Annotated in this window: 17 protein-coding genes; 7 read left to right on the top strand and 10 right to left on the bottom strand. The window is 69.3% G+C overall.

The genetic code is table 11. From position 1 onward, the window contains the following. Positions 1–98 precede the first annotated feature (98 nt). The 3 genes from JUB11_RS08350 to JUB11_RS08340 all read left to right on the top strand — a co-directional run bounded on the left by JUB11_RS08350 (position 99) and on the right by JUB11_RS08340 (position 3,811). Positions 99–1,448: a hypothetical protein gene (locus tag JUB11_RS08350; protein WP_207458060.1), complete on the top strand. Its 1,350-nt coding sequence runs from the start codon at positions 99–101 to the stop codon at positions 1,446–1,448. Between the two features lie 183 nt (positions 1,449–1,631). Then, the gene (locus JUB11_RS08345) at positions 1,632–3,311 is read left to right on the top strand and encodes a methyl-accepting chemotaxis protein (protein WP_207458059.1); all 1,680 of its coding nucleotides are present in this window, start codon (positions 1,632–1,634) and stop codon (positions 3,309–3,311) included. A 200-nt stretch (positions 3,312–3,511) separates the two neighbouring features. Next, positions 3,512–3,811, top strand: a complete 300-nt coding sequence (locus JUB11_RS08340) for a hypothetical protein (RefSeq protein WP_207458058.1) — start codon at positions 3,512–3,514, stop codon at positions 3,809–3,811. 60 nt (positions 3,812–3,871) lie between these two features. Here JUB11_RS08340 and JUB11_RS08335 read toward each other — a convergent pair whose 3' ends face one another. After that, positions 3,872–6,880: a response regulator gene (locus JUB11_RS08335; RefSeq protein WP_207458057.1), complete on the bottom strand. Its 3,009-nt coding sequence runs from the start codon at positions 6,878–6,880 to the stop codon at positions 3,872–3,874. A 293-nt stretch (positions 6,881–7,173) separates the two neighbouring features. Next, positions 7,174–7,758: a cold-shock protein gene (locus tag JUB11_RS08330; RefSeq protein ID WP_207458056.1), complete on the bottom strand. Its 585-nt coding sequence runs from the start codon at positions 7,756–7,758 to the stop codon at positions 7,174–7,176. Positions 7,759–8,055: 297 nt separating this feature from the next. On the opposite strand from JUB11_RS08330, the gene JUB11_RS08325 reads away from it, so the two are divergent. Both JUB11_RS08325 and JUB11_RS08320 read left to right on the top strand, forming a co-directional pair. Further along, complete coding sequence (locus tag JUB11_RS08325) at positions 8,056–10,203, top strand: hybrid sensor histidine kinase/response regulator (RefSeq protein ID WP_247886925.1); 2,148 nt, start codon at positions 8,056–8,058, stop codon at positions 10,201–10,203. 151 nt (positions 10,204–10,354) lie between these two features. Continuing rightward, positions 10,355–11,392 carry an SDR family oxidoreductase gene (locus JUB11_RS08320; protein ID WP_207458054.1) on the top strand — a complete coding sequence of 346 codons (1,038 nt, stop codon included), beginning with the start codon at positions 10,355–10,357 and terminating at the stop codon, positions 11,390–11,392. Between the two features lie 81 nt (positions 11,393–11,473). On the opposite strand, the gene JUB11_RS08315 is transcribed toward JUB11_RS08320, so the two are convergent. After that, positions 11,474–11,707, bottom strand: coding sequence for a hypothetical protein (locus JUB11_RS08315; protein ID WP_207458053.1), 234 nt, complete (start codon positions 11,705–11,707; stop codon positions 11,474–11,476). A 342-nt stretch (positions 11,708–12,049) separates the two neighbouring features. Here JUB11_RS08315 and JUB11_RS08310 point away from each other — a divergent pair, with 342 nt between their 5' ends. Continuing rightward, positions 12,050–12,946 (top strand): NAD(P)-dependent oxidoreductase, encoded by an 897-nt coding sequence (locus JUB11_RS08310; RefSeq protein WP_207458052.1) that lies wholly within the window; start codon positions 12,050–12,052, stop codon positions 12,944–12,946. 7 nt (positions 12,947–12,953) lie between these two features. Here JUB11_RS08310 and JUB11_RS08305 read toward each other — a convergent pair whose 3' ends face one another. After that, positions 12,954–13,253, bottom strand: a complete 300-nt coding sequence (locus JUB11_RS08305; protein ID WP_247886924.1) for a hypothetical protein — start codon at positions 13,251–13,253, stop codon at positions 12,954–12,956. Between the two features lie 199 nt (positions 13,254–13,452). Between JUB11_RS08305 and JUB11_RS08300 the strand changes: the two genes are divergently transcribed. Beyond that, the gene (locus tag JUB11_RS08300) at positions 13,453–14,610 is read left to right on the top strand and encodes a hypothetical protein (protein ID WP_207458051.1); all 1,158 of its coding nucleotides are present in this window, start codon (positions 13,453–13,455) and stop codon (positions 14,608–14,610) included. Positions 14,611–14,631: 21 nt separating this feature from the next. Here the strand turns inward: JUB11_RS08300 and JUB11_RS08295 are convergent, their stop codons facing one another. From JUB11_RS08295 to JUB11_RS08270, 6 genes are all read right to left on the bottom strand, one after another. Further along, entirely contained in the window at positions 14,632–15,681 is a 1,050-nt protein-coding gene (locus tag JUB11_RS08295) for an agmatine deiminase family protein (RefSeq protein WP_247886923.1), read from the bottom strand. 484 nt (positions 15,682–16,165) lie between these two features. Then, positions 16,166–16,999, bottom strand: coding sequence for an ABC transporter permease subunit (locus JUB11_RS08290; RefSeq protein ID WP_207458050.1), 834 nt, complete (start codon positions 16,997–16,999; stop codon positions 16,166–16,168). Beyond that, positions 16,996–17,919, bottom strand: coding sequence for an ABC transporter permease subunit (locus JUB11_RS08285; protein ID WP_207458049.1), 924 nt, complete (start codon positions 17,917–17,919; stop codon positions 16,996–16,998). The genes JUB11_RS08290 and JUB11_RS08285 overlap by 4 nt, the downstream gene beginning before the upstream one ends. Then, entirely contained in the window at positions 17,916–19,067 is a 1,152-nt protein-coding gene (gene potA, locus JUB11_RS08280; RefSeq protein WP_207458048.1) for a polyamine ABC transporter ATP-binding protein, read from the bottom strand. Before potA ends, JUB11_RS08285 begins: the two co-directional genes overlap by 4 nt. A gap of 177 nt (positions 19,068–19,244) precedes the next feature. Next, complete coding sequence (locus JUB11_RS08275) at positions 19,245–20,348, bottom strand: extracellular solute-binding protein (protein ID WP_207458047.1); 1,104 nt, start codon at positions 20,346–20,348, stop codon at positions 19,245–19,247. Between the two features lie 188 nt (positions 20,349–20,536). Beyond that, positions 20,537–21,880, bottom strand: coding sequence for a glutamine synthetase family protein (locus tag JUB11_RS08270; protein WP_207458046.1), 1,344 nt, complete (start codon positions 21,878–21,880; stop codon positions 20,537–20,539). Between the last annotated feature and the right edge of the window lie 166 nt (positions 21,881–22,046).

Raw genomic sequence — 22,046 nt, 5'->3', positions numbered from 1 at the left:
CGGGCATGAGGCCGGGATAAGGGCAAAGTCTTAAATTTATCCTTTTGAGCCGGCGCGAAAGGGGCGGCAGTCTTGATAACCTTCGACGGTTGAGACGGATGCGCGAGGTTGCGACCATGTGGCCGATGAAGCGGGTGGAGAGGCCGAAACCGGTGCCCCCGGCCGCGACGCGCCCGCCGGCCATCGCTCATGCCAAGGCCCATGCCCCGCGTTCCGCTCCCATCGGGTCCACGTCGCGCGGCCTGCGCGAGGCGCGCGACGCCATCGCGCTGGTGCGGCTGCTGAGCGGGAACATCACGGCGGTCCGCGCCGACCGCGTGCTGGCCCTTCTGGAACCGCACCGCCCCCGCCTGATGCCCCCGCTGCGCAACCCGCTGGACGGCATGGTGGGACAGCCGCAGGGCCGCATGCTGGAGACGCTGCTCCGGCCGGTGGCCCCCATCGTCGTGGACGTGCTCCTGCCCTCCCTGCGCGACCATCTGAGCGGCCGCCTCGCGCTGCATGGCGAGGAGGAGCTGGGCGGCGGGCTGGACGGCGCGCCGGAGGCAGAAGCGGAAGCGCTCCCCAGCGCGGTCGAGGTGGCGGAGGCGATGCGGGCGCTGGTGCGGCTGATGCGCGGCGGCGGGCGCGCCCATCTCCAGGCGGCGGCCGCGGCGGTGCTGGCGGACGCCCGCGCCGACGCCGACCGCATCGTGCGCGTGGACGGGCCAGTCACGCGCGGCAGCATCGACGCGCTCGCCGGGGCGCTCCTGCGCTTCGAGGTTCGGCACCTCCTGCTGGAGGCGCTGGGCGCCGCCGCCGGCCTTCAGGAGCTTGTCTTCCAGAGGCGCAGGCTGGCCCGCTTCGCCCTGCGCCGCGCGACCGAGGCGATCGACGGTTTCGCCGCCGACCGGGGCCTCCGCGCGCTGCACGCCAGCCTCGCCACGCTCGCCTCGGTGGACGGGCTGATCGTGATCGTGCTGCGCAACCTGGACGACCAGCAGGAGAACCGGGAGGAGTCCGGGGCTTTCGTCGAGCCCGCCGACCGCAAGGCGCTGAACGATTACCTGTCGGCGGCATGGCGGCTGTCCGAGGCGCTGGTGGACATGGTCGCGCGGGCGGCCCGGGGCGGCCCGCTGGACGAGCTTCTGTTCGCCGCCCTGCTGCGCCAGCTGCGCGGCCTGCACCATTTCTGCACCGACCTCACCCACGCGGACCGGCCGCCAGCGCTCGACACGCTGGAACAGCGGCTGGTGGAACACACCCGCCTGCTCGCCCGGATGGGCGGCGAGCGGCTGGTCGGAACCATGCTGCGCCGGCCATCCGACCCGGAGGAGGCGCGCCGCCTTCTCGCGCGCTGCCGGCCGCTTGCCCAGCTCCTGCTCGACATGGGCTGCGCCGAGGAGGCGGAGGAACTCGCCCTGCGCCTCCTCGTCGCCGGAGAGGCGCTGAAAGGAGTCGCGGCGTAGCGCCCAAATGTTGGGCAGAGCCGGCCGGGCGCCGCTCGCCTTCGAGGCAAACCGTCACCAGGAACCGGCGGGCGCCAAGCTAAGACGGGCCGCCGCCCGCCGTTTCACGAAAACGTCACGCAACTTGCAACGGGTGCCCCGGACAGGGCGGCTATGATCCGCCGTTTCACACCGGGGACAGCGATGCGCGTTACGGTCAAGGTCACCCTGCTTTCGGTCCTGGCGCTTCTCGGTGGCCTGCTGACGCTGAGCAGCCTCGTCGGCATGCGGGCGCTGGGCACGGCCAACGAGGGCCTTCGCACCGTGTACGAGGACCGGGTCGTCCCGTTGCGCGATCTCAAGATCGTATCCGACGCCTACGCAGTCTTCGTGGTGGACGCCTCGCACAAGGTGCGCAACGGCAACTTCCAGTGGGCGGAGGGTGCGGCGTCGGTCGCCAAGGCGCGCGAGGACATCCGGCGCCATTGGAATTCCTATCTCGGCACGCGGATGACGGGCGAGGAGGCCGCGCTCATCGGGCAGCTCAAGCCGCTGACGGAAGGGGCGGACGCCGCCGTCGACAAGCTCGCCACGATCCTCGACCGGAAGGACGCCCCTGCCCTCGACCGCTTCGTCCGCGAGGATCTCTACCGGATCATCGACCCGGTCACCGAACGCATCAGCGCGCTGATCGACTTTCAGGTGACGAGCGCCGCCACCGCATTCGCCGAGGCGCAGCGGGCGCACGGCCGGGCGGAGCGGACGGGCTGGATCCTGCTGGCCCTGGCGCTCGCCATGGCCGTCGGCGGCGGCTATGCGGTGATCGCCCGCGTGGTGCGTCCCGTCGGCGACCTTACCCGTGCCATGGAGCGGCTGGCCGGCGGCGACCTGACGGCGGACGTGCCGCGCACCGGCGCCGGCGACGAGATCGGGGCGATGGCCCGCGCGGTCGAGGTCTTCAAGGCCAACGGGCTGGAGAACGCCGCGCTGCGCGCCCGGCAGGAGCAGGAACGCGCCGCCGCCGAAGCCGCCAAGCGCCAGGCGCTCGAAGAGATGGCCGCCACCGTCGAGCGGGAGACCCACGCCGCCGCGGACCGCGTGACCGAGCGCACCTGCCGGATGGAAGCGGACGCCGGGGCCATGCTCGCCTCCGCCGGCTCGGTCGGCGTCAACAGCCAGTCGGTCGCGGCGGCTGCGGACCAGGCGTTGCGCAACGCCCAGACCGTGTCCGCCGCCGCCGGGCAACTCGCCCAGTCGATCGCCGAGATCGGGGAACGCGTCAGCCGCGCCGGCGACATCTCCCGCCAGGCCGTCGGCAGCGGCCAACATGCCCGCGCCGCCATCGAGTCGCTGTCCCGGACCGTGACGCGGATCGGCGACGTCGCCGCCCTGATCCAGGAGATCGCCAGCCAGACCAACCTCCTGGCGCTGAACGCGACCATCGAGGCGGCGCGGGCGGGAGAGGCGGGCAAGGGCTTCGCCGTGGTCGCCGGCGAGGTCAAGAGCCTGGCCGGCCAGACCGCCAAGGCCACCGAGGACATCTCGAGCCAGATCGCCGAGATCCAGGCCGCGACGCGGAGCGCCGTGGCGGCGGTGGACGGCATCGGCCGCAGCATCGGCGAGGTGGACCATGTCGCCTCCTCCATCGCCGCCGCGGTGGAGGAACAGGCCGCCGCCACCCGGGAGATCAGCCGCAACGTCGCCGAGACCGCGGCCGCGGCCGAGGAGGTGTCGCGCCGCATCGCCGAGGTCTCCCACGAGGCCGACGCGACGGGCGGCCGCGCCGCCGAGGTTCGGGACGCGGCCGACGGCCTGTCCCGCAGCGTCGCCGAATTGCGCGACCGGCTGGTCCGCGTGGTCCGTGATTCGCTCACGGCTGCCTGAGGCGGCCTGCGTCGGCGCCGCCGTTGCGCGCCAGGATAAGCATCATTCCGCAACGGAAATGGTGCTTTTCGAAGCCGCCCCCCTGCGCCCGGCCCCGAAACGCTCCATATATCTGCAAGGTTTGTTTCGGTGGCGTTCCGACCGGTCACGCGCTCCGCCTCTGGCCGGTTCCGGACGCCCGCAGCACCGGGAGACGGACGATGCAGCTCAGGATCTGTTTCGAGAACAAGGAATCGGTGAACGTCAACGACCCCGCCATGATGCGCCACTACGCCGAAAGCTACCTTTCCGACTTCCGGCCGGAATGGGGTGGATTCATCATGCTGCCGCACGACGAGACCGCGCGGAAGACGATGGAGCCGGCCTGGCAGATGTTCATCCGCGAGGCGAACGGCGACACCGAGCGGCGCCTGGTGGATTACCTGGACCGCAACCCCATGGCCGCCTACCACGTTCACGTCTACCGCGAGGAGCGGAGCGACGAGGTGAAGGTCCACTGACGCGGCCTGGACGGCCGGGCTCTTCCGCCCGGCCGTGGCCAGCCTTTCAAAGCCGTCCCTTCAAAGCCGGCCGATGAATTCCGCGACGCGGCCGAATTCCCGGCCGGTGAGGGCAACCATGCCGTCGAGGCCGCCGCGATCGCCCGCGATGAGGGCGCGTTCCAGCCGTTCGGCGGCGGCGGCGATGCCGGGGGCTCCGACCGTGCGGGACGACCCGGAGAGCTTGTGGGCGGCCCGGCGCACCCCGTCCCAGTCCCCGCCGGCGAAGGCCTGCTCCAGTTCGGCCAGGCTGGCACCGTTGGAAGCGAGATACTCCCCCAGCATCTCGCGGATGAAGGCGGGATCGTCCCCGAACAATCCGTTCAGGACCGACAGGTCGAGTGGCGGATTGCCCTGCTCCGCCGTCCCGGCCGGCCCGTTCGGCACCGTCGCGCTTCCCGCCTCTTCCACACCGTCCGGACCGGCGGTTGGCGGGACCGGCATGTGCCGTTCCAGCAGAAGTTGAAGCTGCCGGATTTCCAGCGGCTTGGCGATGCTGCCGTCCATGCCGGCGGCATGGCAGCGATGCGCCTCGTCCTCCATTGCGTTGGCGGTGATCGCCACGATGGGCATGCGGACGGAACCGGCGCCTTCCTCCGCGCGGATCGCACGGGCGAGGGCGTAGCCGTCCATTTCCGGCATCTGGCAGTCGGTCAGAAGCAGGTCGTAGGCGCGCGAGCGCCACATGGCCAGCGCCTCCAGCCCGTTCTCCGCGACCTCCGCCCGGTAGCCGAGCAGGGCAAGCTGGCGCAGGATGACCTGCCGGTTGGTCGGATGGTCCTCGGCCACGAGGATCAGCCGGCCGTCCAACCCGGCGGCCGCCACGGGCTGCGGGAAAGCCGGTTCGGCGGCCGGTCCGGCGTCTCCCGGCGCCGCATCGGCCGGGGCCCGCCCGGCGGCTGCCAGCACGGCACGGGCGAGATGCGCGCGGCGCAGCGGCCGCGCAGCGGTCACCGGTCCCTCCGGCATGGCCGCACGGGGAGTCGGCGTGACGTTCACGAAGCCGCGCGGCGCGGGTGCCGCTTCCAGCGCGGTGAGGTCCGCTTCCGCCGCCGCGACCACCACATCGCAGGCCGTCCCGGCGAGCAGGGCCACCCCCTCGCGGGCGTCCGCCGCGTCGAGGACCATCGCGCCGTCAGCCGACAGATAACGGGCAAGGAAACGCCGTTCGTCCTCATCCGGCGCGACCAGAAGGACCGACAGGCCGGACAGGGGAGCGGTCGGGGATGAGGCAGCGCCGCCATCCGCGAGGTCGACGGTGAAGCTGAACCAGAAGGCGGAGCCCTGGCCGGGCCGGCTGGTCACGCCGATTTCGCCGCCCATCAGCTCCGCAAGCCGGCGGCAGATCGACAGCCCCAGCCCGGTCCCGCCGAAGCGCCGGGTCGTCGATTCCTCCGCCTGGGTGAAGGGCTGGAACAGACGCTGCTGCGCGTCGGGCGCGATGCCGATGCCCGTGTCCGTCACGGTGACCCGCAGCGTGGCGCGCGTGCCCTCGAAGCCCGACATCTCCGCCCGGATCTTCACGGAGCCGGCCTGGGTGAACTTCACCGCGTTGCCGGCGATGTTGAACAGAACCTGCCGGATCCGCACCGGGTCGCCGAGAACCGCGGCCGGCAGGCCGGGGTCCGCGAAGGTGATGAGGGAAAGTCCCTTCTTGCGGGCGTCCGGGGCCAGCGTGTCGGCCACCCCCTCCAGGATGGAGGCGATCGAAACCGGCACCCGCTCCAGCCCCAGATGCCCGGCCTCGATCTTCGAAAAGTCGAGAATGTCGTTGATGATCGTCAGCAGGCTTCCCGCGGAATCGCGCACCACCGTGACCAGCTCGCGCTGGTCGGCGGAGAGCGGCGTGAATTCGAGCAGTTCCAGCATGCCCTGGACGCCGTTCATGGGCGTGCGGATCTCGTGGCTCATGGTCGCCAGGAACAGCGACTTGGCCTGGTTGGCCGCCTCGGCCTCCCGGCGCGCGGCCTCCGCCAGCGCGTTCGCGGCGACCAGCTCACGCGTGCGCTCCACGACCTGGTTCTCCAGGCTGCGGTTCAGTGCGTTCAGCTCGTCGTAGAGATGGACGTTGTCGAAGCCGACCGCGACCTTGGCGCAGAAGACCTCCAGCATGCGGCGTTCGTCCTGGCTCGGCGCGCGGGCGTGGCGCAGGTAGAAAACCGTGTCGTGACGGCGCGCGGAGGAGCGGAAGGTCAGGACGCTGTGGTCGCGGCCGAGCCGATTCCCGCCGCCTTCCAGGGCCTGCGCCACGGCCGATGCCGCTTCGTCCGGCAAGGCGGCGCGGACGGCGCGCCCGTCCAGCCCGGCGAACAGCCCGGCCCCGCCGAGGACCAGCGCCTCGCGTGCGGGGCCGCCCTCCTCGTCGGCAAGGCGGCTGCACAAGGCCACCCCCTCGCAGGATGGGCAGACCTCGCCGATCCGGGCAACGGACTCGGCGACGAACTCGTCCATCCGGTGCTTGTCGAGCAGCGCGGAGAAGGCGTTGAGGATGCGCTCCATCCCCTGCCTGTGCTCCTCGACCGCCGTGATGTCCTGATAGCCGCGCAAGGCCGCGACGACCGAGGTGAAGAGCTTCTGCGCGGTCAGTTCGGTCTTCGACTTGTAGTCGTTGATATCGTAGTTGAGGATGACGTCGCGCTCCGGGGCCTGCCCCGGCTGGCCGGTGCGCAGGATGATGCGGATGCGCCGGTTGTTCATCCCGTTGCGGATCTGCCGGACGAGACGGAGGCCCGCGTCATCGGACTCCATAACCACGTCGAGCAGCAGGACGGCGACCGACGGGTTCTCCCGCAACACGACCAGGGCCTCCGCCGCGGAGGCCGCCGACAGGAAGCGGACCGGACGCCCTTCGAAGGTGAAGCCGCGCAGCACCATCTTCGTCGTGGCATGGATGGCGTCGTCGTCGTCGACGATGAGAATCAGCCAGGGGTCGGCCGGTTCCGGCTTCGGCGAAGCGGTGCCGGGCGCGCCTTCGGGCTCCGTCCTCCCGTCCCCCGTCTCCTCGTCCGCGAACAGAAACTCGTCGCTCATAGCCCCCTCCGCGCCGGGCGGAAGCCGCCGCCTGCCCTCACCGTGGAAGGCGACCCGGCGGACCCTCTTCCGGGGCGCGACGATAGCATAGGGCCGGCCCACCGGAAAGATGAGCCCCCGGAACGAAGGACCGGGCCGGGGCTGTCGCGCGCCGCCCGGGAAAGGCGCGTGATTACGGAAACCCGGCAGCAAAAAACCGTGCCCGCTTTCGGCGGACACGGTTCATGCGGCTCACGGCAACGGCCCGCGCCGCCCCATCCGGGACACGCGGGCCTAGGCCGGGAAAAGCCAGATCAGTTGTGCTCGACGCGCTCGGCCTCGGGGCCCTTCTGGCCCTGGCGGACCGTGACGCGGACCTGATCGCCTTCCTGCAGGGTCTGCAGGCCCGAACGGCGCAGCACGTTGACGTGGACGAACACGTCCTTGCCGCCGGTGCTCGGGGTGATGAAGCCGAAGCCCTTGTCCCCGTTGAACCACTTCACGGTGCCGTCGACCTCTTCGCCGCCAGCGCCTCCGCCGGCGTCCCAGCCGCTGTCATAGCCGCCGCGCGAACCACCGCGCGGAGCGCCGTAGTCGTTGCGCGGCGCCGCCGGGCGGGCGCTGCGGCTGGCCGTCGAGGTGTCGACGGACAGGATCGTGGCGACCTGCGGGCCCTTGGGACCGCGCGCCAGATCACAGGTGATGGTGGCACCCTCGTCGAGCGCGTCGTGGCCAGCCGCCTGAACGACCGAAACGTGCAGGAAGGCGTCGGGCGAGCCGTCTTCCGGCGAAACGAAGCCAAAGCCCTTCGTGGGGTTGAACCACTTGACGGTGGCAACGACGTTGGACTTGGTGATCTCGGGAGCGCGGAAGCCACCGCGGGGCTGGCGATCGAACATGTGTCTCAAGCTCGTAAAGAGAGGTCTAGAACCACCTTTGTCCCAGTTGACGGCCCCCACGTCAAGCACGCCAAAGGCCAGAGTGTCGATTCTCTTCGATAGGCCATGCGTCGAGTCCCCCGAACCCGACGGGCATGGCCCTTCGGCGGGCGGTTCGGGAAAGCCCGATTGCGGCGGGCGCCCTTCTCCGCGTACTCTGCGCGCGACGGTCTGTTCGGCTCCGTTCCCCGCTCTTCCCGCGGGATCATGGTCACGGGTTCCTCGGGCTTACGGCTTCTTCTTCTGGCGGTTCCGGCATTGCGACCCCTCGATCCTCCCGCCGGCACGGCCGGGTCCCTGCGGCTGCTGCGCGCGGTTCTGGCGGCTTCGGTGCTTGTCCCGGTCCTGCTGTTCGTCGGGATCTTCTGGCACGACCGCCTGGAAGCGCAAGCCGAAGCGGAACAGCGGGTGCGCCGCGTCACACTGCTCCTGCACGAGCACGGGCTGAAGATCTTCGAGACGGTGGAGCAGGTGCTGGGCCGCGTGGACGAATACACGCGCGGCCTCCAGTGGCAAGAGATCGGCCGGTCGCGCGAGTTGCACCAGCACATGCGCAACCTCGCCCAGCAGCTTCCCCAGCTGGCCTCGGTCGGGCTGATCTCGCCGGAAGGCGACGTGGTCAGCAGCAGCCGGACCTTCCCCGTCCAGCCGACGGACGTCCGCGACCGCGAGTATTTCCGGGTCCATGCGGAGCGTCCCGTGGGCCTGCTGTTCACGCCCGCCATCCGGGGGCGGGTGAGCGGCCTGCCGCAGTTCAACATGACGATCCGCCGCTCCAACCCGCCGGGCGGGGTCGAGCCCTTCGACGGGCTGGTGGCGGTCTCCGTCTACACGACCTATTTCACCGACTTCTACCGGCGCATCGCCCCGCGGGAAAGCGACGTCGTCGGGCTGTTCCGGGCCGACGGGGCGCTGCTGGTGCGCCATCCGGAGAACTGGGGCGGTGGCGACGGCCTCGGCTCCGACAGCCGCTTCATGGAAGCCATCGCCGCAAATCCTGAGGAAGGCCTGTTCCACGGCCGCGGCGTGCGGGATGGCGTTCCGCGGATCATCGGCTACCGGCGGCTCGGAGACTATCCCGTCTACATCCTCTACGGCATCGCCGAATCCGAGGTCTCCGGCGCCTGGGCGGACCGCACCAAGTTCGACCTGCTTTTCGCGGTCCCGGCAACGCTCGGGCTTATGTTGACCTCCTGGCTGGCGTTGCGCCGCGCGAGGCGCGAGGCGGAGGCGGTCCAGCGCTGGGCAGTCGAGCTGAAGGCGCGCGAGGCGCTGGAGGACACGCTGCGCCAGTCGCAGAAGATGGAGGCGCTGGGCCAGCTCACCGGCGGGGTCGCGCACGACTTCAACAACCTTCTGACCGCGGCGCAGACCAACCTCCACCTGCTGGGGCGTCGCCTCGCGGAGGGCAACGGGACCGAAACCGCGCGCTACTTGGACGGTGCCGGCGCGGCGCTGGAGCGGGCGGGCAAGCTGACCCGCCAGCTGCTCGCCTTCTCCCGGCAGGAGGCGGTGAACACCCAGGTCCTCGACATCGCCGATGCCCTGCGCAACATGTCCGACCTGCTGGAGCGCTCATTGCGCGCCGACATCGCGCTACAATGGGACATCGCCGGCACGCCGATGCGGGTCGAGGTCGACGCCGTGCAGTTCGAACTGGCCGTGCTGAACCTCGCCGTCAACGCATGCGACGCCATGCCCGGCGGCGGCACCCTGCGCATCGCGGCGCGGCCCGACGGGGCGGCGACCGGCGGCCGCGTCCTGGTGGAGGTGTCCGACACCGGCACCGGCATGGCGCCCGAGGTGCAGGCCCGCGCCTTCGAGCCCTTCTTCACCACGAAGGCCGCCGACAAGGGCACCGGCCTCGGCCTCAGCATGGTCTACGGCTTCGCCCGGCAGTCCGGCGGCACCGCTGAGATCGAGAGCGAGGCCGGGCACGGCACGCTGGTCCGGCTGGTCCTGCCCATGACGGACCGCGCCCCGCCCCCGCCCCCGTCCGTGGCGCCGCCGCCGCGCGCGGAGGACCGGGCCGCCCGCGTGCTGGTGGTGGAGGACAACGCGCTCGTCCAGCTCGCCATCGTCGAAGGGCTGAAGATGGAGGGCTTCGATCTGCTCACCGCCGACCACGGGCCGATGGCGCTGGAGGTGCTGGAGCGCGAGGGCCGCGTCGACGCCGTCGTGTCCGACGTCGTGATGCCCCATGGAATGAGCGGCATCGTCCTCGCCCGGCGCATCCGCGAACTCTGGCCCGACACGCGCATCCTGCTGATCTCCGGCTACAGCCCGGAATCGCTCGCCGGGATGGGCGCCGACACCGCCGACGACGTGCTCCCGAAGCCCTTCAAGCCGGACCAGCTCGCGAACCGGGTCCACGCCCTCCTGCGCAAGGAGGCGGCACTTCCCTGACCGCGCCCGCCCGGGCGTCCCGGGCGGCTTTCCGGTCGGCGGCTTTTCGGGAAGCGCCTTTTTGAAGGGGTGAACGGGCACGGACGGGTCCCTCGGGGGTTGTGATGGGAAGAGCAATCCCCTTCGACACAACCCGCAGGACAGCCCCGCCATGGACATGCCCCGCACCGTCGTCATCACCGGCGCCTCGGCCGGCGTCGGCCGCGCCACCGCCCACGCCTTCGCGCGCACGGGCGCGCACATCGGCCTGATCGCCCGCGACGCCGCCGCCCTGGAAGAGGTGCGCGGCGAGGTCGAGGCGCTGGGCGGGCAAGCCATCGCCCTGCCCGCCGACGTCGCCGACGCCAAGGCCGTCGAGGCGGCGGCCTCCCGGACCGAGGACGCGTTCGGCCCCATCGACGTCTGGGTGAACAACGCGATGGCGACCGTCTTCTCGCCGGTGAAGGACCTGGCACCGGAGGAGCTGCACCGCGTCACCGAGGTGACCTATTACGGCCAGGTCCACGGCACGATGGCGGCGCTGCGCCGGATGCGGCGGCGCGACCGGGGCCGCATCATCCAGGTCGGCTCCGCCCTCGCCTACCGAGGCATTCCGTTGCAGGCGGCCTACTGCGCCGCCAAGCACGCGGTGGTGGGCTTCACCGATTCGCTCCGCTGCGAGCTGATCCACGACGGCAGCAACGTGAAGCTCACCACCGTGCATCTGCCGGCGATGAACACGCCGCAGTTCAGCTGGGCGCGCACGCGCTTTTCCGGCCGGCCGCAGCCCGTCGGCCCCATCGTCCAGCCGGAGGAGGCCGCCGACGCCATCGTCTGGGCGTCGGAGCATGGCGGGCGCGAGCTGTGGGTCGGCACCTCGACCATGCAGGCGGTGCTGGGGCAGATGGCGGCGCCCGGCCTGATGGACCGCTATCTCGCGCGCAACGCCTACGAGGCCCAATCCCGGGAGGAGCCCCTGCCCGCCGGCTACCGCGACAACCTGTTCGAGCCGGTCTCGGGCGTGCACGCCACACGCGGAGCCTTCGACGCGAGGGCCGACGCGCCGGGCCGTTCCCTTCGCGCGGGCACGGTGCGGGCGCTGCTGGCCGGCGCCGGCCTGGCGCTCGCCGCCGGCATGCTCGCCGGGACGGCCATGGGAACCGCGCGCCGCGTCGAGGAGCGGGAGCATGAAAGAACCCCTCTCCGCTGAGGAGAGGGGTTTTCGGAACTCCGCCGGCCGGGTCCGTCCCGGCCGGTCTGTTTTCCGGAGAGGCCAATCTTCCGGGGCGGCCTATTTCCCGGGGCGGATCACGGGGGTGAGCTGGTCACCCCAGTTGCCGGCCGCGTCGTGATAGCGCGCCGTGCGCATCAGCTCGACCGTGATGCCCGCCTCGACCGCCTTGACCACCGCCTCGTTCAGCCGGTGCAGGTTGTTGGCGATCATGCGGATCGCGCTGTCCTGCTCCGGCGTCAGGTCGGAGCTGCCATCCGGCGGAACTTCCTGAAAACCCGCTTGCTGTGCCATGCGTCTTTCCTTCCAGTCATTGTGCCCGTGTGGGCTTTCTTGGCTGCAAGGGCTTTCGCTCTTTATCTTTTTTGGTTCGCTTCTGATTCAGTGGTCTTTGCTGTTTCAGTGGACTTTGCTGTCCGCACCCGGTTCCTGGCCGGTGTCCCCTCATGGTGCGCTGCAAACCAGCCAAAGCGCAAGCTCACCCGGTGGGGCAATCCTTTATCGCGCCGGAGGAGCCGGTCCCTCAACCGTCATTTCGTACTGGTCGGGAGCGTGGCGCCCCTCTGCCCTTTGCGGGGGCCGCGCCGCCGCCTATCCTGCCCCCCGGCATCACCCCCCGACGCGAGGAGCCCCAGAATGGCCGAAACCACAACCGCACAGCCCAGCTCCGCCCAACCCCGCTCCGTCGCCTTCCTCGGCCTGGGCAACATGGGGCACCCCATGGCTGGACATCTGGCGGCGGCCGGTCACAGGGTCACCGTCTACAACCGGACGACCGCGAAGGCGGAGGCCTGGGTCGCCCAGCATGGTGGCCGGATGGCCGCGAGCCCGGCGGAGGCGGCGCGGGGAGCCGAGCTGCTGTTCCTGTGCGTCGGCAACGACGACGACATGCGGGCGGTCGCCGGGGCGGCCATGGAAGGGCTGGAGAGCGGCGCCGTGATCGCCGACCACTCCACCGTCTCGGCCGAAGCCTCACGCGAGATGGACGCGGCGGCTCGCGCCAGGGGGCTGCATTTCCTCGACGCCCCGGTGTCCGGCGGCCAGGCGGGGGCCGAAAAGGGCGTGCTGACCGTGATGGTCGGCGGCGATCCCGGTGCCTTCGAAGGCGCCCGTCCGCTGATGGAATGCTATTCCCGCTCGGTCACGCACATGGGTCCGGCGGGCTCCGGCCAGCTCACCAAGATGGTCAACCAGATCTGCGCCGTCGGCGTGATCCAGGGCCTCGCCGAGGGGCTGGCCTTCGCGCGGAAGGCCGGGCTGGACGCCCACCGTGTCGTCGAGGTCATCTCCAAGGGTGCTGCCCAGTCCTGGCAAATGGACAACCGCGCCGGGACCATGCTGGAAGGACGGTTCGACTTCGGCTTCGCCGTGGACTGGATGCGCAAGGATCTGGGCATCGTCCTCGACGAGGCCCGCCGCAACGGCGCCGCCCTGCCCGTCACCGCCCTGATCGACCAGTTCTACGCCGACCTCCAGAAAATGGGCGGCAACCGGCTGGACACGTCGAGCCTGATCAAGCGGCTGGTGGATTGAGGGAGTTCTAGACGGACACGTCCAACAGCGACCCGCGGGTGCCGTTGGCGTAGCCCCGGCCGTTGGTGCGGGCGTTCAGGGCGCTGGCGCGGGTATCCACTGCCTGCCCGCTTTCGACGCCGGAACGCACGTCGCGCGGCTGGTCGGCCTTGCCGACGGCCTGGGTGGCCTGCACGGTCTGGGTGCGGATGGTGGGGGCGGTCTGCTGCGCCGCCTGGACGACCGGCGACAAAGCCATCTGAGTCGCCGGGGTGAGCGGCGCCTGCGGCTTCGGCAAGGGGGGCGTCAGGGCGGTGTTTAACTGCATGTTGATGAAATACGCCTCAACCCCTGCTCATGCAAGCCGCCCGTCGCGGAACGGGCGAGGTCGCCCGTAGGGGAGGTCCGGAAAAGCCATCACTTACGGTCCGATGCTGCAACGCACCATGCCCGCTGATGACAGCGGCGCCCTTCCCTGGTACATAACGTGATATGTTCTGCAATCCAGGGACGAGGAGCCGGAAGGAATGAGGAGCTTTGCAGCGGGAGCGCTCGGCGCGCTTGCATCCGTGGCTGCCGCGCTTGCCGCCCCGGCCGCGCGGGCCGATGTCGCCGAACTGCGGGATCAGGGCATCCGGCTGGCCATCGACCGGAACGACGTGGCCGTTTCCGGCATCTCGTCGGGCGCCGCCATGGCCTTCCAGCTCCATGTCGCCCGGTCCAAGGACCTGACGGGCGCCGGGCTGGTGGCCGGCCCGCCCTTCCGTTGCGCGGATTACATGCTGGGCCAGATGCCGCCGGTGTCGGCCGCCCTGACGGCGGTCAACCTGTGCACGGCCTATTACAGGAAGCTGCCGCCGGCCTTCACGGTCCCCGGCGTCGCCGGAGTGACGCCGGAGCTGTCCCGCCTCGTCCTGCTCGCCAAGGACGCCTTCGACCGGAAGAAGGTCGATCCGGTCTCCGGCCTGTGCGGCGACCGGGTCTTCCTGATCGCGGGTGCCGCCGACGACACCGTGCCGGGACCCGTCACCAACGCCACCGAGAAGCTGTACGCGACTCTCATGGAAAGCTGCGAGACCGGCCCGACCGGAACGCCGAACCTGGTTTCCAAGACCGTCGTGGGCATGCCGCACACCATGCCGACCGACCGCTCTCCCGACGGCACCGCCTGCTCGGCGGGCGCGCCCTACATCGCCAACTGCGGCATGACGGGTGCCGCCGACATGCTGGGCTTCCTGCACCGCCGCGAGAATGCGCCGCAGGCCAACCGCCCGGCCGATCCGAAGAACCTCGTCCGCTTCGACCAGCACCGGGTGATCGGCGCCACCGAGCCCAAGGGCATGATGCACCAGTTCGGCTACGTCTACGTGCCCGAGGCCTGCCGGACCGGCGCCAGCTGCGCCCTGCACATCGCCCTGCACGGCTGCCATCAGAACGAGGACATGATCAACGAGGGCAGCTACGACCCCAGGCACAAGTACCTGTTCGCCGCCGACGCCGGCTACAACGACTTCGCCGAGCGCAACAACATCGTCATCCTGTACCCGCAGGCCGCGGCCTCCAGCGCCATGGGCGGCAACCCGAACGGCTGCTGGGACTGGTTCGGCTACAACGGCCCGGACTACTGGCAGAAGGACTCCCGCCAGATGCGCAACGTCTGGAAGCTGGTGGAGGCGCTGCGCTGAAGGCTGGCGAGCCGGCTCCCTTCAGGGGGCCGGCTGCTGCTGGGTGATGCAGTGGATGCCGCCGCCGCCGCGCACGATGTCGAGTGCCGGGATCTGCACGACCTCGCGGTCGGGGAAGGCCTTGCGGACGGTGCGGTAGGCCTCGTCGTCCGCCGGGTCCTCGAAGGCGGGCATGACGATGCCGCCGTTGGCGATGTAGAGGTTGGTGTAGGACATGGTCAGCCGCACGCCCTTCTGCTCGCGCCGGGCGGGCTGACGGATGGGGATGATCTCCAGCTCGCGGCCCCGGGCGTCGCGGGCGAGGCGCAGCCGGTCGAAATTGTCCTGGAAAACCCGGTGGTTGGGGTCGTCCGGGTCGTCGGTGGTGAGCATCAGGACGGTGCCGGGCCGCACGAAGCAGGCGATCTCATCCACATGGCCGTCGGTCTCGTCCTGCTCGTAGCCTTCCCCCAGCCACAGGATCGTGGACACGCCGAGATGGAGGCGCAGTTCCTTCTCGATCTCCTCCCGGTTCAGGCCGGGGTTGCGGTTGGGGTTCAGCAGGCATTGTTCGGTGGTGATCAGCGTGCCCTGCCCGTCCACGTGGAAGGCGCCGCCCTCCAGCACCAGGGGCGCCTCGACCAGGGGCACGCCGGCCTGTTCCAGCAGCAGACGGCCGACCTGCCGGTCCTTGTCGCAGTTCGGGTAGTTGCCGCCCCAGGCGTTGAAACGCCAATGGACGCCGGCCATGCGCCCGCCGTCACCAAGAACGAAACTCGGCCCGGTGTCGCGGATCCAGGAATCGCTGATGGGAAGCGGCAGGATCTGCACCCCGCCGCCGCAGGCGAGCGACGCCTCGGCGACGTCGGCGGGGTCGCAGACCATGGTCACCGGCTCGAAGCCAGCGATGGACCGCGCCACCTCCGCATAGGAGGCGCAGGCGGCATCGAAAGCCTCCTCGTCGGGCCAGGTCTCCGGGCGGCAGGGCCAGGCCATCCAGCAGCGGGCGTGGCGTTCCCACTCGCCCGGCATGCGAAGACCGTCCAGAGGATGGTCTGTGATGAAGGGACCTTCCGTGGACGTCGTTGTCATGCGTCGGTCTCCGCGGCTGGAAAAACCTGACCCTTGAAAGCTGGCTTTTAAAACCCGGTGCTGAAAATCCGATATGGACGTTCCATGCCCGCGCCAACCCTAACCATGAGGCCGCGGCTTTGGCAATCGTTGCCGTGAAAGGCGCGGCCCTGCCGAGGGGGAAGGAAGCGTGCCGCCGCGCTAGCGGCCGGACGGGGCGAGGCTGCGACCGCGACGGTTCACGCGGGAGCCGGAGAAGCTGTCGTTGAAACCACCAAGAAAACCAAGACGAAGCATGGGAAACCACAGGAGCGCGCGCACGGCACGGCCTCTTTCGCTGTTGACGATGCCTTCTACATAGCAGACGCGCCAACAATTCGCCACGCTCACGACCCCGCCATGCGCTCCATGCATGGCATATCCCGAATCCATGACCTTTCGGGGTAGCTTGACCTGAACCCGACCCGGCCGGCCGGCGGCGTGGAAGGCGCCGCCGGCCAAGCCCTCATCCTCCCTGCATCGCCATCTGCTCGTCGCGGGCACGCTGGCGGTCCTGGCGGGCCAGAAGAAGGCTGGCGATGAAGATGCCCGTGGAGACGATCAGCATCATCAGGGATGCGAGCGCGTTGATCTCCGGGCTGACGCCGAACTTCACGCTGGAGAAGACCACCATCGGCAGGGTCGTGGAACCCGGCCCCGACACGAAGCTGGCGATCACCACGTCGTCCAGCGACAAGGTGAAGGCGAGCAGCCAGCCCGACACGATGGCGGGCGCTATGATCGGCAGGGTGATGACGAAGAACACCTTGGCCGGCCGGGCGCCCAGGTCCATCGCCGCCTCCTCCAGGCTCTCGTCCATGCCGGACAGGCGCGACTGGATGACGACCGCCACATAGGCCATGGCGAAGGTCGTGTGGGCGATGGCGATGGTGGTGAAGCCGCGCCCCTCCGGCCAGCCGATGAGCTGCTCCATGGAAACGAACAGCACCAGCAACGACAGGCCGATGATCACGTCGGGCATGACCAGCGGCGCCGTGATCATGCCGCCGAACAGCGTGCGCCCGCGGAAGCGCCCGAAGCGCGACAGGGCGATCCCGGCCAGCGTGCCGAGCAGCACCGACATGGTCGCCGTCACCGCCGCCACCTGGAGCGACAGGGCCGCCGCCCCCAGAAGCTTGTCGTTGTTCAGCAGCTCCCCGTACCACTTCGTGGAGAAGCCGCCCCAGACCGTCACCAGCCGCGATTCGTTGAAGGAATAGACGACCAGCAGGACGATGGGGACATAGAGGAAGGCGTAGCCGAACCACAGCGCCCAGGACAGGAAACCGAAGCGTTTCATCGGGCTTCCTCCATCTGGCGGCCCTGGACGTGCTGGAAGACCATGATCGGGATCACCAGGAACAGCAGCAGAGCCACCGCCACCGCCGAGGCCACCGGCCAGTCGCGGTTGGCGAAGAACTCGTTCCACAGCACGCGCCCGATCATCAGCGTGTCCGGCCCGCCCAGCAGCTCCGGCGTCACGAACTCCCCGACCGAGGGGATGAAGACCAGGAGCGAGCCGGCGACGATGCCCGGCAGCGACAGCGGCAGTGTGACCTGGAGGAAGGCCCGGAAAGGCCGCGATCCGAGATCGGCCGCCGCCTCCAGCAGCGCCGGGTCCAGCTTCTCCAGCGTGGCGTAGAGCGGCAGCACCATGAAGGGCAGATAGACGTAGGTCATGCCGATATAGACGGCCCAGTCGGAATAGAGGATCTCGAAGGGCTCCGCCGTGATGCCGGCCCATTGCAGGAAGTTGCTGATCAGCCCGTTGCCCTTGAGGATGCCGATCCAGGCGTAGATGCGGATCAGGAAGCTGGTCCAGAAGGGCAGGATCACCAGCATCATCAGCGTGCCGCGCCGCGACGGCGGCGCCTTGGCGATCGCGTAGGCCATGGGATAGCCGATCAGCAGGCAGGCGAGCGTGGTGATCAGCGCGATCTTGACCGAATTCAGGTAGGCCAGGATGTAGAGGTCATCCTCGAACATCCGCTGGTAATTGGACAGGTTCAGCAGGATCTGGAGCTTCGTCGTCCCGAAATCCTCGTCCCGCACCAGCTCCGCCAGCGGCGTGAAGGGCGGCTGCGCGATCACGGCTTCGGAGAAGCTGATGTAGAGGATGATCAGGAAGGGGACGAGGAAGAACAGCAGCAGCCAGACATAGGGCACCGCCACGACCAAGCCGCGGCCGCGCGTCATCAGCCGGTGAATCAGCCCGCTCATTGGGTCAGCACCACGCCGGCGAAGGGCTGCCAGGACAGATACACCTCGTCCTCCCAGGTGATCGGCATCTCGGTCCGCCGGGTCACGTTCGGCGCCGTCACGCGCACCGTCTTGCCCCCGGCGAGCTGCACCAGATAGATCGACATGTCGCCGAGATAGGCGATCTCCCGCACGAGGCCGCGCGCGAGGTTGCGCCCGTCGGCTGCGGCCGGCGCCTCCTTGGCGAGGGTGATCTTCTCCGGCCGGATGGCGACGGCCACCCTGGTTCCGGGGGGCACCATCACGCCGTGGTTGATGTAGAGGTCGCAGCCCGCCTCCTCCGACCGGATCAGCACATGGTCGGACTGCTCCTCGGCCACGATCCCCTCGAAGAGGTTCACCGAGCCGATGAATTCCGAGACGAAGCGGCTGTTCGGGTACTCGTAGACCTCGCTCGGCGTGCCGACCTGGGCGATCTTGCCGTGGTTCATCACGGCGATGCGGCTGGACATGGTCATCGCCTCCTCCTGGTCGTGGGTGACCACGATGAAGGTGATGCCCAGACGCTCCTGGATGTTGACCAGCTCGAACTGGGTCTGCTCGCGCAGGCGCCGGTCCAAGGCACCCAGCGGCTCGTCCAGCAGGAGAAGCTTCGGCCTCTTCACCAGCGAGCGGGCCAGCGCCACGCGCTGCCGCTGCCCGCCCGAGAGCTGGTGGGGCTTGCGCTTGGCGAACTGGCCGAGCTGGACGAGGTTCAGCATCTCGGCCACGCGGTCGCGGATCTCTGGCTTGGGCACGCGGTCCTGCTTCAGCCCGAAGGCGACGTTCTGCTCGACCGTCATGTGCGGGAACAGCGCGTAGGACTGGAACATCATGTTGACCGGCCGCTCGTAGGGCGGGATGCCGGTCATGTCGACGCCGTCGATGTAGATCTTGCCGTCCGACGGCGTCTCGAAGCCCGCGAGCATGCGGAGCAGCGTCGTCTTGCCCGAACCGGAGCCGCCGAGCAGCGCGAAGAACTCGCCCCGGTGGATCGACAGGCTGACCTCGTCCACCGCGACGAAATCGCCGAAGCGCTTGGTCACGCGGTCGATGCGGACATAGGGGGTCTGGCCCGGGTCCTGCCAGGGCTCCAGTCTGGTGGGCTTGCGGATCGGCTGGCTGGCCATCGGCGTCCTTCTGGTGCGCGTCCGGCGACGCGCGGTTCAGGAAATGGGGGCGGGAAACCGGGGGGCTGGATCGCGCCTGCGTGGGGCGGCGGCTCAAAGCAACGCCCCGGACGGCCCCTGTTCAAGGGGGCCGTCCGGGGCGCGGCGTCAGGCTGGGCCGGACCGGCGCAGCTTCGCTTACCTGCCGGTCTTGATCTTGGTCCAGAGGCGGGTGCGGGCGCGGTCGGCCTGCTGGCTGACCGGCTTCAGCGAGAACAGCTTCACGTTGGTGCCCGGCTGGGCATAGACGGCGGGATTGGCCTTCACCGCCTCATCCACCTTCTCGAGCGAGGCCGGAACCGCGTTCGGGTATTGGACGAAGTTGGTGATGGCCGCCATGTTGGCCGGGTCGAGCGTGAAGTTGATGAAGGCGTGGGCGCCGTCCTTGTTCTTCGAGTCAGCCGGGATGGCCAGCGTGTCCCACCAGGCCTGCACGCCCTCCTTCGGCATGAGGTACTCGACCTTCACGCCGTTCTTGGCTTCCTCGGCGCGGGTCGCCGCCTGGCTGACGTCGCCGCTGTAGGCCATGACGACGCAGGCGTCGCCGGCCGCGAGCAGGTCGATGTTCTGGCCGGTCACGAACTGCTTGATGTGCGGGCGGACCGCCATCATCGCCTTCTCGACCTTGTCCAGATCCTCCTTCTTCTCGGAGGTCGGGTCGAGACCCAGATAGGCCAGCACCGAGGGGATCACGTCGGTCGCGGAATCCATGACGGTGATGCCGCAGGAGGACAGCTTCTGCGCCACCTCGGGCTTGAAGATCAGGTCCCAGCTGTCGAGCGCCACGCCCGGCGCGGCCGCCTTGACCTTCTCCACGTTGATGCCGATGCCGACCGTGCCGCCGAGATAGGGCACGGCGAACTTGTTGCCGGGATCCGAGTTCTCCAGGAGCTTCAGGATCTGCGGATCCACGTTCTTCAGGTTCGGGATCTTCGACTTGTCGAGCGGCGCCACGACCTTGGCCTGGATCATGCGCGACAGGGTCGGCTCGGCGGTCGGGACGATCACGTCGTAGCCCGAGCTGCCGACGAGCACCTTCTGCTCCAGCAGCTCCAGGCTGTCATAGAGGTCGATCCGGGTCGGGTAGCCGGTCGCCTTGGTGAAGTCGTCGGCCGTGCTCTCGGCCAGATAGTCGTTCCAGATGTAGATGTTGACCGGCTTCTTGTCCTGAGCCAGCGCCGATCCCGCGACCGTCACCGCCGCCACCGCGCCGATGACGCTGCATGCGAGTCGTTTTTTCATTCAAGCCCCCGACCTGTTCGTTGTCCGAAGATGGGGTGCGGCGCTCACCGCACGGTCTACCCAAAAGGCGGGTATCATTGCACCCGCGAGAGAGAGGATTGTCAACGTTTAGAGAGGCGCAGCCCACGCTTCGCGAAGGCCGCGCCATGCCCGGGGACGGTCAGACCAAGACGGTCAGACCAAGACGGTCAGACGTTGAGCAGGAGGTTCTCGCGTTCCCAGGAGCTGATCACGCGGTTGTAGGCCTCGTACTCCGTCTGCTTCACGCAGGTGACCGCCTGGATGAACTTGTCGCCCAGCGTCTCGCGCAGGGGCGCGCAGGCGTTGAAGCGGGCCAGCGCCTCGTTCTGGTGGCGCGGGAACTGGAAGGCCAGCCGGTAGGCCGATCCCTTCACCGGTTCGCTCGGTTCCAGCCCCATGACCATGCCGAGATAGCCGCAGGCGAGCGAGGCGGCGATCGACAGGTAGGGGTTGGCGTCGGCGCCGGCCACCCGGTTCTCCACCCGGCGCGAGTCCGGCTGGGACACCGGCACGCGCAGGCCGGTGGTGCGGTTGTCGCGGCCCCAGTGGACGTTGATCGGCGCGTCGTAATAGGGCACGAGCCGGCGGTAGGAGTTCACGTTCGGCGCCACCAGCGGCATGCATTCCGGCAGGAACCTCTGAAGCCCGGCGATGTGCGCCAGGAAGAGCTGGCTGTCGGCGCCGTCCGGTTCGGCGAACAGGTTGCGGCCGGTCTTCGCGTCGATCACGGACTGGTGGATGTGCATCGCGCTGCCCGGCTCACCCTGCATGGGCTTGGCCATGAAGGTCGCGTAGACCTGATGGCGCAACGCCGCCTCGCGCGCGGTGCGCTTGAACAGGAAGGCCTGGTCGGCCAGCTCCAGCGGGTCGCCGTGGTTGAAGTTGATCTCGATCTGCGCCGCGCCCGCCTCGTGCGTCAGCGTGTCGATGTCGATGTCCTGCGCCTCGCAGAAATCGTAGATCGCCTCGAAGATCGGGTCGAACTCGTTGACGGCGTCGATGCCGAAGGCCTGCCGTCCGCTCTCCACCCGGCCGTTGCGGCCGACTGGCGGCACCAGCGGGTAGTCGGGGTCCTTGTTGACCTGGACCAGGAAGAATTCCAGTTCCGGCGCCACGACGGGCTTCCAGCCGCGCTCCTCGTAGAGCGACAGCACGCGCTTGAGCACATGGCGGGGCGAGAAGGCCACCGGGTTGCCGTCGGCGTAGACGCAGTCGTTGAGGACCTGGGCGGTCGGCTCGTTGTACCAGGGCACGAAACGGATCGTGCGCTCGTCCGGGATCATGTAGATGTCGGAATTCTCGTCCGAGGTGATGTCCTCGTCGTCCGGGAATTCGCCGGTGACCGTCTGCACGAAGATCGATTCCGGCAGCCGCAGGCCGCGGTCGCGCAGGATGCGCAGGAACTTCTCGGCCGGGACGATCTTGCCGCGCGCGATGCCCGACATGTCGGGAACCAGGCATTCGACTTCGGTAATGCGGTTCTTCTTGATGAAATCTTCCATGAAGCCCATGAAATGCGCCGGGCCGCGCCGATGGATGGGCAGCCCATCTCCTGTTCCGTTGCCGATGGCAGAGAGTATGCGCCGAGGAGGGCGCTTTGCACAGGGGGGAACAGGCGGCAAACGCGTATAAAAGGCTCAGCCGGTTGACGAATCCGGCGCGCGGCAGCAAAAGGGG

It is taken from the genome of Azospirillum sp. SYSU D00513, assembly GCF_017356015.1.
GTDB lineage: Bacteria > Pseudomonadota > Alphaproteobacteria > Azospirillales > Azospirillaceae > Azospirillum.
Note: the sequence above shows the minus strand (reverse complement) of the source record. Positions and strands in the feature narration are given on the sequence as shown.

What these genes read in the sequence shown, in the direction of transcription:
- JUB11_RS08350 (WP_207458060.1), top strand. Translation starts at nt 99, where the DNA reads ATGCGCGAGGTTGCGACCATGTGGCCGATGAAGCGGGTGGAGAGGCCG.
- JUB11_RS08345 (WP_207458059.1), top strand. Translation starts at nt 1,632, where the DNA reads ATGCGCGTTACGGTCAAGGTCACCCTGCTTTCGGTCCTGGCGCTTCTC.
- JUB11_RS08340 (WP_207458058.1), top strand. Translation starts at nt 3,512, where the DNA reads ATGCAGCTCAGGATCTGTTTCGAGAACAAGGAATCGGTGAACGTCAAC.
- JUB11_RS08335 (WP_207458057.1), bottom strand. Translation starts at nt 6,880, where the DNA reads ATGAGCGACGAGTTTCTGTTCGCGGACGAGGAGACGGGGGACGGGAGG.
- JUB11_RS08330 (WP_207458056.1), bottom strand. Translation starts at nt 7,758, where the DNA reads ATGTTCGATCGCCAGCCCCGCGGTGGCTTCCGCGCTCCCGAGATCACC.
- JUB11_RS08320 (WP_207458054.1), top strand. Translation starts at nt 10,355, where the DNA reads ATGGACATGCCCCGCACCGTCGTCATCACCGGCGCCTCGGCCGGCGTC.
- JUB11_RS08315 (WP_207458053.1), bottom strand. Translation starts at nt 11,707, where the DNA reads ATGGCACAGCAAGCGGGTTTTCAGGAAGTTCCGCCGGATGGCAGCTCC.
- JUB11_RS08310 (WP_207458052.1), top strand. Translation starts at nt 12,050, where the DNA reads ATGGCCGAAACCACAACCGCACAGCCCAGCTCCGCCCAACCCCGCTCC.
- JUB11_RS08305 (WP_247886924.1), bottom strand. Translation starts at nt 13,253, where the DNA reads ATGCAGTTAAACACCGCCCTGACGCCCCCCTTGCCGAAGCCGCAGGCG.
- JUB11_RS08300 (WP_207458051.1), top strand. Translation starts at nt 13,453, where the DNA reads ATGAGGAGCTTTGCAGCGGGAGCGCTCGGCGCGCTTGCATCCGTGGCT.
- JUB11_RS08295 (WP_247886923.1), bottom strand. Translation starts at nt 15,681, where the DNA reads ATGACAACGACGTCCACGGAAGGTCCCTTCATCACAGACCATCCTCTG.
- JUB11_RS08290 (WP_207458050.1), bottom strand. Translation starts at nt 16,999, where the DNA reads ATGAAACGCTTCGGTTTCCTGTCCTGGGCGCTGTGGTTCGGCTACGCC.
- JUB11_RS08285 (WP_207458049.1), bottom strand. Translation starts at nt 17,919, where the DNA reads ATGAGCGGGCTGATTCACCGGCTGATGACGCGCGGCCGCGGCTTGGTC.
- potA (WP_207458048.1), bottom strand. Translation starts at nt 19,067, where the DNA reads ATGGCCAGCCAGCCGATCCGCAAGCCCACCAGACTGGAGCCCTGGCAG.
- JUB11_RS08275 (WP_207458047.1), bottom strand. Translation starts at nt 20,348, where the DNA reads ATGAAAAAACGACTCGCATGCAGCGTCATCGGCGCGGTGGCGGCGGTG.
- JUB11_RS08270 (WP_207458046.1), bottom strand. Translation starts at nt 21,880, where the DNA reads ATGGGCTTCATGGAAGATTTCATCAAGAAGAACCGCATTACCGAAGTC.